Source organism: Prosthecobacter sp. (assembly GCF_044373815.1).
In the GTDB taxonomy this organism is placed as follows: Bacteria; Verrucomicrobiota; Verrucomicrobiia; order Verrucomicrobiales; family Verrucomicrobiaceae; genus Prosthecobacter.
Genome location: NZ_JBIPNG010000302.1, coordinates 1 through 8,127 on the forward strand (window position 1 = coordinate 1; position 8,127 = coordinate 8,127).

Here is an 8,127-nt window from a genome sequence, read left to right on the forward strand (position 1 = left end):
TGTGGCCCCACCGCTCCTTGTGGGTTTCCCTTTGCTCTGCCGCCACTGGTTTGGGGCGCACGACTCCATAATAGACCTGCTCGCGTGCCACACCTCTTCAGGAAAAACGAATAGACACGCTAGGCTTGAGTGGCCTCACTCAAACACAATCAAGCTCCGCGCCACCTCACCTCTCTGCAGCGCATCATACGCTTCATTGATCCCCTCCAGCGGATACCGCTTCGTCACCAGCTCATCCAGCATCAGCCTCCCGGACTGGTGCATGCCAATCAGCAGCAGCAAATCCGTGCGTGGCTGCGTGCTGCCATACAGGCTTCCACGTAGCGTCTTCTCCGCATACACCAGCTGGTTCACATTGATCGACGCCCGATCCGCCGCGCTCGTGATCCCCACCATCACGCACATGCCGCCCTTCTTCGTCGCATCAAACGCCTGCTCCGCCGTCTTTCCGGAACCGAACGCCTCAAACGCATAGTCCACGCCCTTGCCATCCGTCAGGTCCTTGATCGCCTGCACCGGATCACCCGCGTTAATATCCACGTAATCTGTTGCGCCAAACTGCCGCGCATCGCCCTCTTTGCGGCTGAATTTGTCCACCGCGATGATCTGCCGCGCACCCGCCATGCGCGCGCCTTGCACGATGTTCAAACCGATACCGCCGCAGCCGATCACAGCCACCGTGCTGTTCGGCTGCACCCTGGCCGCACGCTCCACCGCACCCACGCCGGTGATGACGCCGCAGCCAATGAGCGCCGCTTTTTCAAACGAGAACTCCTTGGGAATCTTCACCACCGAGGCCTGCGGCATCGTCGCCAGCGAAGAAAAGGCCGACACCCCCGCGTAATGCCGGATGCTCTCGCCAGCGGAGTTCTGAAAGCGAGTCGTGCCATCCGGCATCAGTCCGGTAAAGCGCATCGCCGTGCCCATGTCACACAGCGCAGGGCGTCCGCTGCTGCAGTACTCGCATTTCCCGCAGGAGCCGCGCCAGACGAGGATCACATGATCACCCACCTCCACTGAAGTAACGCCTTCACCCACGGCTTCGATCACACCGCTGCCCTCATGCCCGAGGATGATTGGCATCGGCATGGACAGGTCTCCCTTCATCACATGCAGGTCGCTATGGCACACGCCTGCGGCCTTCATTCGCACCGTCACTTCACCCTGCTGCGGTGGAAGAACACGCACCTCTTCGATGCGCAAGGGTTGCTTGGCTTCATACAAAACGGCGGCAGGGGCGAGGGTGGACATGGCAGGATGAGAGAGCATTCAGGCCTGCGGGCAAGCGATTCGTTCGGGGAGTTAACCTGCGCCGGTAGAGCTTGCTTTGACCTGGCCGTGCCCGAAGCTGGCCATCCAGCCTGCTGCTTACGTGGGGCTCAAATCTACTCGCTTACCTCATGAAACACACGCTCTGCCTGCTTGCCGGACTCCTCGCCCTCTCCCTTCTTCCGGCATCTGCTGCCGATGGGGCAAGCTATCCAGCCAAAGCCCCCGTCCTTAAATACGAGGTGCCGGCCAAGTGGACGACCGAGGTGGACCCTGCAGATGGCAGCATCTCCATCAATTCCGACGACGAGCGCGTTTCAATCAATTTCGGCGAAACTGAGGCTGAGGCCTCGATGGAGGTGTTTAAAATCATGCTTCCGGCCATGGTCAAAGAATTCAAGGATGCCAAGGAAGTGGAAGCCCCGAAGGAGCACACCTCGGACGGCCTTACCGGCTATACTGCCACCTATGCCGGAACGGTTGAGGACAGCCCTGTGGTGATCATCATGGTTCTCTTCCAAGCCGGCAAGGACCGCTCAATCATCGCGAATTTCGTCTTGGATAATCCAGCTTCGCTGCCGAAGGAGCAGGGAGAAAAATTTGAAGCCTTCATGAAGTCGCTGAAAGGCGTCGAGAAGTGACAGATCAGGACTGAAGAGCTGGCCAGTAGCGAGAAATCGGGCACCAAACGGCTGCCTGCCATGCCTGCGCCTGCGCGCTGGCAGTTCATTCATCACTCCACTCCCCGGTTGCAGGCATCGCCGGTCTCGCTGAGATAGCGTCCGCATGTTTTCCAACCGCAAGACATTCCTCCACCTCGGCGCTCTGGCGCTGCTGGGCGTGACCGGTCTCCGGGCACAGGCTCCGGCTGCACCCGCACCGGCGGCCCCTGCGCCTGCTGCTGAAACGGTGCCGGACCTGCCGGCTCTGCAGGCGGCGGCGCGCGCCGTTGAAGAAAAGCTGCCCACACCTGCCGTGCTGCCGCAGACCTATTTCGATCTCACTCCCTTACAGCGGGATCGCTGGCGGAAGTTTCTCCCGCAGACGCTGCTGAAACTCACCCGGCGTGAACGTGTGGAGATCGTGGTGCTGGGGGATGCGATCCTCGATGGTGCCAAGGCCGAGCCCGGCGTGGATCCGGTGCTGAAAAGCTTTGCCGGCGTGTTCGCTAAAAAGCTCGCGGCCCAGTTTTACTACACCGGCGGCGTGCGTGTGATTCGCCCAGGTGCCAAATTGCGCGACAAGGAATCCAAGGTCATGGGACCGGAGATTTTGATCCAACCGGTGCAAACCTCCAGCATCATTTCGGCGGCCTCGGCTTTGTCTACGGTGGGCTTTCAAGGGCAGCCCGATGTGGTCTTGGTGGCGCAGGGCTTGGAAGACGGGCTGGCTGGAGTATCTGCCGCAGATGTGGCGGTGGCCTTTCGCAGTCTGCTGGACACCGCGCGCGGCAAACGTCTCGAAGTCATCGTTGCCGGACCCATTCCTCAGGCGGCAGATCCGGAGGAGGCCAGCCTGGCGCTCACGCGTGGACCCGCTAGCGTGCTGCGTGAAGCCAGTGGCAGGGCGGATGTCATTTTCTCAGACCTGGGCGATTTGTCCCGACTGATCGAGACACCTCTCGGTGCAAAAGGGGCGGATCAAATCTTCCCGGCGCTCATGCAGGAGTATCAAAGCCACCTGAATCTCCTCCCCTCCCAAGGAGTGATGACGCCAACGACCGGCATGCACGCAGAAATGGGCCGCATCTTGTTTCAGGATGTGATGCAGGGCTCACCCGGTGTCCCATGGAAGATCAGCGCTGCCAAGGCGACGCTGGCGGGGCAGGGCCAGCTTAAGCTGGAGTTTGAACTGGCCAACACCCGGCGCGAACCCCTGAACGTGACTCTGCTGCCGCTGGTGCCTGCCGGTTTAAAACCCAAGGACACGAATCCCGAAATCCAGATGGCTGCTGGCGCAAAGCAGACGGTACAGTTGACCTACGCCATCACCGACACTCGCTATCTGCCGCTGACCGATGGCGAAATGCGCCTGCCTGTGCTCGTGATCGCGGGCAAACAATCGCGCATCGAAGACATCGTGGTGCCGCTGCGTCCTTTTATCATCACTTGGAATGCACGCGCTGCCTTCAATCAAGAAGCGGAGTTTTCGCCTGAACTCGAAATTGAAAACAGCACCGGATCCAGTCTCTCGGCCTCATGGGAGTCAAACTGGGGCGGAAAATCTCAGGAAGGCAAGATCGCTTTGGAGGCCGACGGTTCGGAGGTTCTCAAGCTGGCCCTGCCACTGCCTGCCGAGGGGCGCTTGCCCTTGCGCCGTGTACTGCCGCTGAAGCTGGCGCTGAACTCCAATGGCGTGAGACAGATTTTCGACCGCGACATTGAGATCACACGCAACATGGGCCTCAAAGAGTCGGTGCCCCTGACTGCGGCTGATGGCCAGGAGAGCGCCGTGACTCTGCGGGCGGATGCTGACAGCATGAAGCTCTTCTTCACCCTCGATCTGACCGGTGTCAGTCTCGTGGACGACTCTTCCGGCAGGGCGTTTGAACTGCTGCTGAACCTCGACGCTCGCAGCTATGGCGAACGACAGACTCCAGGGGCCACTGCGGCGCTGCGCATCACCGGCAAAGCGGCCGATGGCAATGCGACGGTCGATCCGATCGCGCCCTGGGCCTTTGGCAGCGGCTATGCTGCGGTGTTTGACTCGAAAGAAATCCAGGCGGCACTTACCAGCTCCGCAGGCGGAGGCCGCAGGCTCACCATCACACTGCCGAAAAGCTATCTCTACCGCCACGAATGGGCGTTGGGAAATGGCAACAGCCAGCTGGGCCTGAACGTCCGCTTCAATGGGGGTGGCCGTGACTATTTTCTCACCCGCAGCAGGCGGCAGGGGGATGATGCAGAAAGTCTGAGCGTCTTGGAATTGACCGATAAACCAACGCAGCGCTGGACGGTGCGCGTGGAGTAGAAGAAAACAAACATGGCTGAAGAACGAGCGAGTAAAAAATTGTGGGACCGTGCAGCGTGGAAAGACGCTGGCTTTTTCCTGACCTACCTGCGTCCGCATTACAACGTCTTTATCCCGGCGCTCATCGCGCTGGCGATCACGGGCGGCATGACGATCATTTTCATCAAGGAGCTCGCCGCCGTAGCCGGGCGGGGGATCGGTGGTGCCCATGGACCGGAGTGGATGGCTGAATTGAATCACAGTGTGTGGTTTCTGGTGGCCATTGTGGCGGTCCAGGCGTTCATCGCGTTCTTTCGCATCCTGCTCTTTGCCAAAGCATCCGAGCGTGCGCTGGCCGCCCTGCGCCTCGACACCTTCAGCCGCATCATCCGTCTGCCCATGGCGACGCTGAACCAGCGCCGTGTCGGCGAATTGGCCTCCCGTCTTGCCAACGATGTCGAAGCCATGCGCGAGACGCTCGTGGTCACGATCCCGATGCTGATCCGCCACACCGTGATGCTGTCGCTCTGCCTGGTGCTGATCTTGAACATGTCGGTCAAGTTGTCGCTGTTCATGGTAGGCACCATCCCCGTGGTGATCGTCATGATCGCCATCTTCGGCTCGCGCATTCGCAAGCTGACCAAGCGCGCGCAGGACAACCTTGCCTCTTCGCAGGTCGTGGTGGACGAGAGCCTGCAAAGCATCGTCAGCGTGAAGGCCTTCCGCAATGAGGCCTATGAACTGGCCCGCTATGACAAGAATCTCAGTGAATACCTGCGCACCGTGCTGCGTGCAGCGGTGCCTCGGGCCTCGTTCATCGCGTTCATCATCTTCGCTTTCAGTGTGGCCTTGATCCTCGTGACGTGGTTCGCCATGCGCATGCTGAACGACGGCGGCATCGGCAAGGAGGAACTGACTCAGTTCGCCGGCCTCAGCGGCATGATCGCTGCCTCCTTCGTGCAGTTTCCCGAACTGATTACGCAGCTCCAGCGTTCACTCGGCGCCACCGAGCGCGTGCGTGAAATCCTGCGTGATCAAATTGAACCGGACGATACCGCCGGAGCCTCGAAGCTGCGCTTCAAAGGAGAGATCGACATGCACGATGTCAGCTTTGCCTATCCCACCCGTCCAGAAGCCATCGTTCTGCGTGATTTTAATCTGCAGGCCAAGGCCGGCCAGCGCATCGCGCTTGTGGGCCCCAGCGGTTCGGGCAAATCCACCAGCGTCTCCCTGCTGTTCCGTTTCTACGATCCGACCACCGGCGAAATCCGCATCGACGGCCAGCCGATTCGCGACATGTCACTCACCACGCTCCGCCGCAATCTCGCCCTCGTACCTCAAGAGGTGCTCCTGTTTGGCGGCAGCATTAAAGAAAACATCGCCTACGGCAAGCCCGAGGCCACCGAAGAGGAGATCATCAGCGCCGCGAAAAAAGCCAACGCGCACGATTTCATCGTCAGTCTCACCGAAGGCTATCAGACCCTCGTGGGAGATCGCGGTACCCAGCTTTCCGGCGGTCAGCGCCAGCGCATCGCCATTGCCCGCGCCATTCTCGCAGATCCGGCCATCCTGATCCTCGATGAAGCCACCAGCAGCCTCGATGCCGAAAGCGAACGCCTCGTTCAGGACGCGCTCGACAAGCTGATGGAAAACCGCACCAGCATCATCATCGCCCATCGCCTCAGCACCGTGCGCCGTTGTGATCAGATCCTCGTCATGTCCAGCGGAGCCATCCTCGAGCGCGGCACCCACGACGAACTCGTCGCCAAACCCGGCAGCCTCTACGGCTCCCTCGCCAAGCTTCAGTTGGAGTAGTACGACAGACACTCCTGTCTGTCGGCCAGCGCTTTCCCATCCTCCCAGACTCTCAAGCCCCCCCTCGCTCGTCAGCGCATCGAAGGCATTGCCTTCAATTCATGTCGATGGAGTAGCCATTCCAGCCCGTAGCAAGGGGTTGAGCGCAGCGACACCCCTTGTTCACAGGGCCATCTCGCTTCATACCCATGCATCGCGTAGCGATGCCAGCACTCGGCTCCTTACCGCTCCCTTCCTAGCTCCTAAACACCATCGCCGGCTCCAGCTTGCTCACGCGCCAGATCCCCAGCAGCGCCGCCAGCGTACAAATCCCCAGCACCACGCCCAGCACCGCAAACGGCACAAACTGCGGCATATAAAACGGCGGCTGCTCGTTTTTCAGCGCTGCCATCGCGAAACCGGACGTGAAGAACAGGCCGATGCCATAACCAATGAGGCCCACAGTAAACGCCTGCGTGATCAGCATCAGGCACAGCGTGCCATTCGAAGCACCCATCGCCTTCAGCGCACCCAGATGCCGCATGTTCTCCAGCACAAACGAGTAAAACGTCTGGCAGCTCACCGCCATCCCCACCAGCAGGCCGATGATAACTGTGGTGCCAAAAGAAATCGGAATGCCGGTGTTCTTCACATACCACCACACGGTCGAGACATTGAAGTTGTCCGTCATTCCGCCGCCGCGTTGCTCCCAAAATTCGCCAAAGCCCGCCTCACGGTTCACGAAGGCCTTCAGCCCTGTTTCGCGTTGAATGTCCGCCACCGCCTGGTCCAGGCTCACACCCTCGCGCGGGGCGCAGATCACCGCCTGCAGCATCTTGCGCTGGGACGGCACGTATTGCAGCGCCCGCTCATAGGTCGTCCAGACATATGGGCCCCCAGTGAAGGACGTCGCTGCATCCGCGATTCCCACGACGCGAGCTTCCTGATCATTGAGCTCAAACACATCGCCCACCTTCACCTTTTCCCCACGTTTGCGTGCCAGACGCGTCACCCCCAGATCATCAATGATCACCGAATGCGGCAGTCGCAGTTTCATCAGATTGCCTTCCAGCATCTTCGCCGGTGCTCCGGCCAGCGTGTTGGCATCAATGCCGATGAGCTGGATCATCTTAAAGTTCCCGTTCTCCAATCGCACTCGCTGGATGCCCGAATAGATCGGCGCAGCCCACGCCACGCTGTTCACACTGCGTACACGCGCCACATCCGTGTCCAGCAGTGGATTCGTCTCATTCACCTGCTCCACCTTTTCTTCCACCACCCAGATCGGTGCCGGAACGTTTTTCAGCGTCGACTTCGTCCAGTTCATCAGCCCGCAGAACACCGCTGTCTGCTGAGCCATCAAAAACGTCGCCACCGCGAGACCTGCCACCAGCATCAGGTACTTCGCCGTGTCACCAAACAGCATTTTCAGAGCAAGGCGGAGCATGGCAGAGGTTACGTGTGGGATTCGCGCCGTGGCGCAGCCATCAGCGACCTCCGCCAAACAATCCGCCGAGTCCGCTGCTAATCACGCTGGTCAGCACGCTTTGAATCTGGCTGCCGCTGGGGTTGTTGTCATGGATGTGGCCCTGCGGCGTCAGTTTGTCGATGATCTGCGGCAGGAACTGCGTCAGCAGCGGCTGCACCGTATGCACATGCATGCCCACTTTGCCAGCAAGCGCCTGAAGGTTTTCTTCTCCCACTGCGGCCTTCATCTGCTCGGCATTGATCGGCAGATTCGTTCCCGTTCCGACCCATGAGGAAAAAATCTCACTCAGACCCGCTTTCTCAAACTGGGCCATCATGCCATTCAATCCACCCGCTTCATTCAGCAGACCGGAAAGCATCGCTGCGGGGTCCATTTTAGCAGAGCCGCCGAGCATGCTGCCCAGCGCGTTTTTGGCGAGTGAATCGAAAAGTCCCATAGGAGCGGCGAGTGTGGGGGAGGGGCTGGTAAAGTCAAGGCTGCTCCATGCGTCCTTTCTCCCCTCGGTGGTCTCCTGGCTTCCGGCCAATTTGCAATTCTCAGTTTTCAGTTCCCACTTTTCAATTCCTCATACCCCCTCTTCACCACGTGCCAATGGCAGCGTAGCACACTTGACCTCCCACCCCCAT

Annotated in this window: 6 protein-coding genes; 3 read left to right on the forward strand and 3 right to left on the reverse strand. The window is 59.9% G+C overall.

The annotated features are described in order from the left end of the window. Positions 1-135: 135 nt before the first annotated feature. On the reverse strand, positions 136-1,251 hold the full coding sequence (locus ACIREA_RS21080; RefSeq protein ID WP_397384325.1) for a zinc-binding dehydrogenase: 1,116 nt from the start codon (positions 1,249-1,251) through the stop codon (positions 136-138). Between the two features lie 149 nt (positions 1,252-1,400). Here ACIREA_RS21080 and ACIREA_RS21085 point away from each other — a divergent pair, with 149 nt between their 5' ends. The 3 genes from ACIREA_RS21085 to ACIREA_RS21095 all read left to right on the forward strand — a co-directional run bounded on the left by ACIREA_RS21085 (position 1,401) and on the right by ACIREA_RS21095 (position 6,033). Further along, the gene (locus ACIREA_RS21085; RefSeq protein WP_397384326.1) at positions 1,401-1,910 is read left to right on the forward strand and encodes a hypothetical protein; all 510 of its coding nucleotides are present in this window, start codon (positions 1,401-1,403) and stop codon (positions 1,908-1,910) included. 145 nt (positions 1,911-2,055) lie between these two features. Beyond that, complete coding sequence (locus tag ACIREA_RS21090; protein ID WP_397384327.1) at positions 2,056-4,239, forward strand: hypothetical protein; 2,184 nt, start codon at positions 2,056-2,058, stop codon at positions 4,237-4,239. Between the two features lie 12 nt (positions 4,240-4,251). Next, the gene (locus ACIREA_RS21095; RefSeq protein WP_397384328.1) at positions 4,252-6,033 is read left to right on the forward strand and encodes an ABC transporter ATP-binding protein; all 1,782 of its coding nucleotides are present in this window, start codon (positions 4,252-4,254) and stop codon (positions 6,031-6,033) included. A gap of 235 nt (positions 6,034-6,268) precedes the next feature. Here the strand turns inward: ACIREA_RS21095 and ACIREA_RS21100 are convergent, their stop codons facing one another. Together ACIREA_RS21100 and ACIREA_RS21105 are read right to left on the reverse strand one after the other, a co-directional pair. Then, on the reverse strand, positions 6,269-7,459 hold the full coding sequence (locus ACIREA_RS21100; RefSeq protein ID WP_397384329.1) for an ABC transporter permease: 1,191 nt from the start codon (positions 7,457-7,459) through the stop codon (positions 6,269-6,271). Positions 7,460-7,499: 40 nt separating this feature from the next. Continuing rightward, complete coding sequence (locus ACIREA_RS21105; RefSeq protein WP_397384330.1) at positions 7,500-8,027, reverse strand: YidB family protein; 528 nt, start codon at positions 8,025-8,027, stop codon at positions 7,500-7,502. Positions 8,028-8,127: the final 100 nt, after the last annotated feature.

Coding starts and splice junctions, on each gene's coding strand:
- ACIREA_RS21095 (WP_397384328.1), top strand. CDS start 4,252: ATGGCTGAAGAACGAGCGAGTAAAAAATTGTGGGACCGTGCAGCGTGG.
- ACIREA_RS21090 (WP_397384327.1), top strand. CDS start 2,056: ATGTTTTCCAACCGCAAGACATTCCTCCACCTCGGCGCTCTGGCGCTG.
- ACIREA_RS21080 (WP_397384325.1), bottom strand. CDS start 1,251: ATGTCCACCCTCGCCCCTGCCGCCGTTTTGTATGAAGCCAAGCAACCC.
- ACIREA_RS21085 (WP_397384326.1), top strand. CDS start 1,401: ATGAAACACACGCTCTGCCTGCTTGCCGGACTCCTCGCCCTCTCCCTT.
- ACIREA_RS21100 (WP_397384329.1), bottom strand. CDS start 7,459: ATGCTCCGCCTTGCTCTGAAAATGCTGTTTGGTGACACGGCGAAGTAC.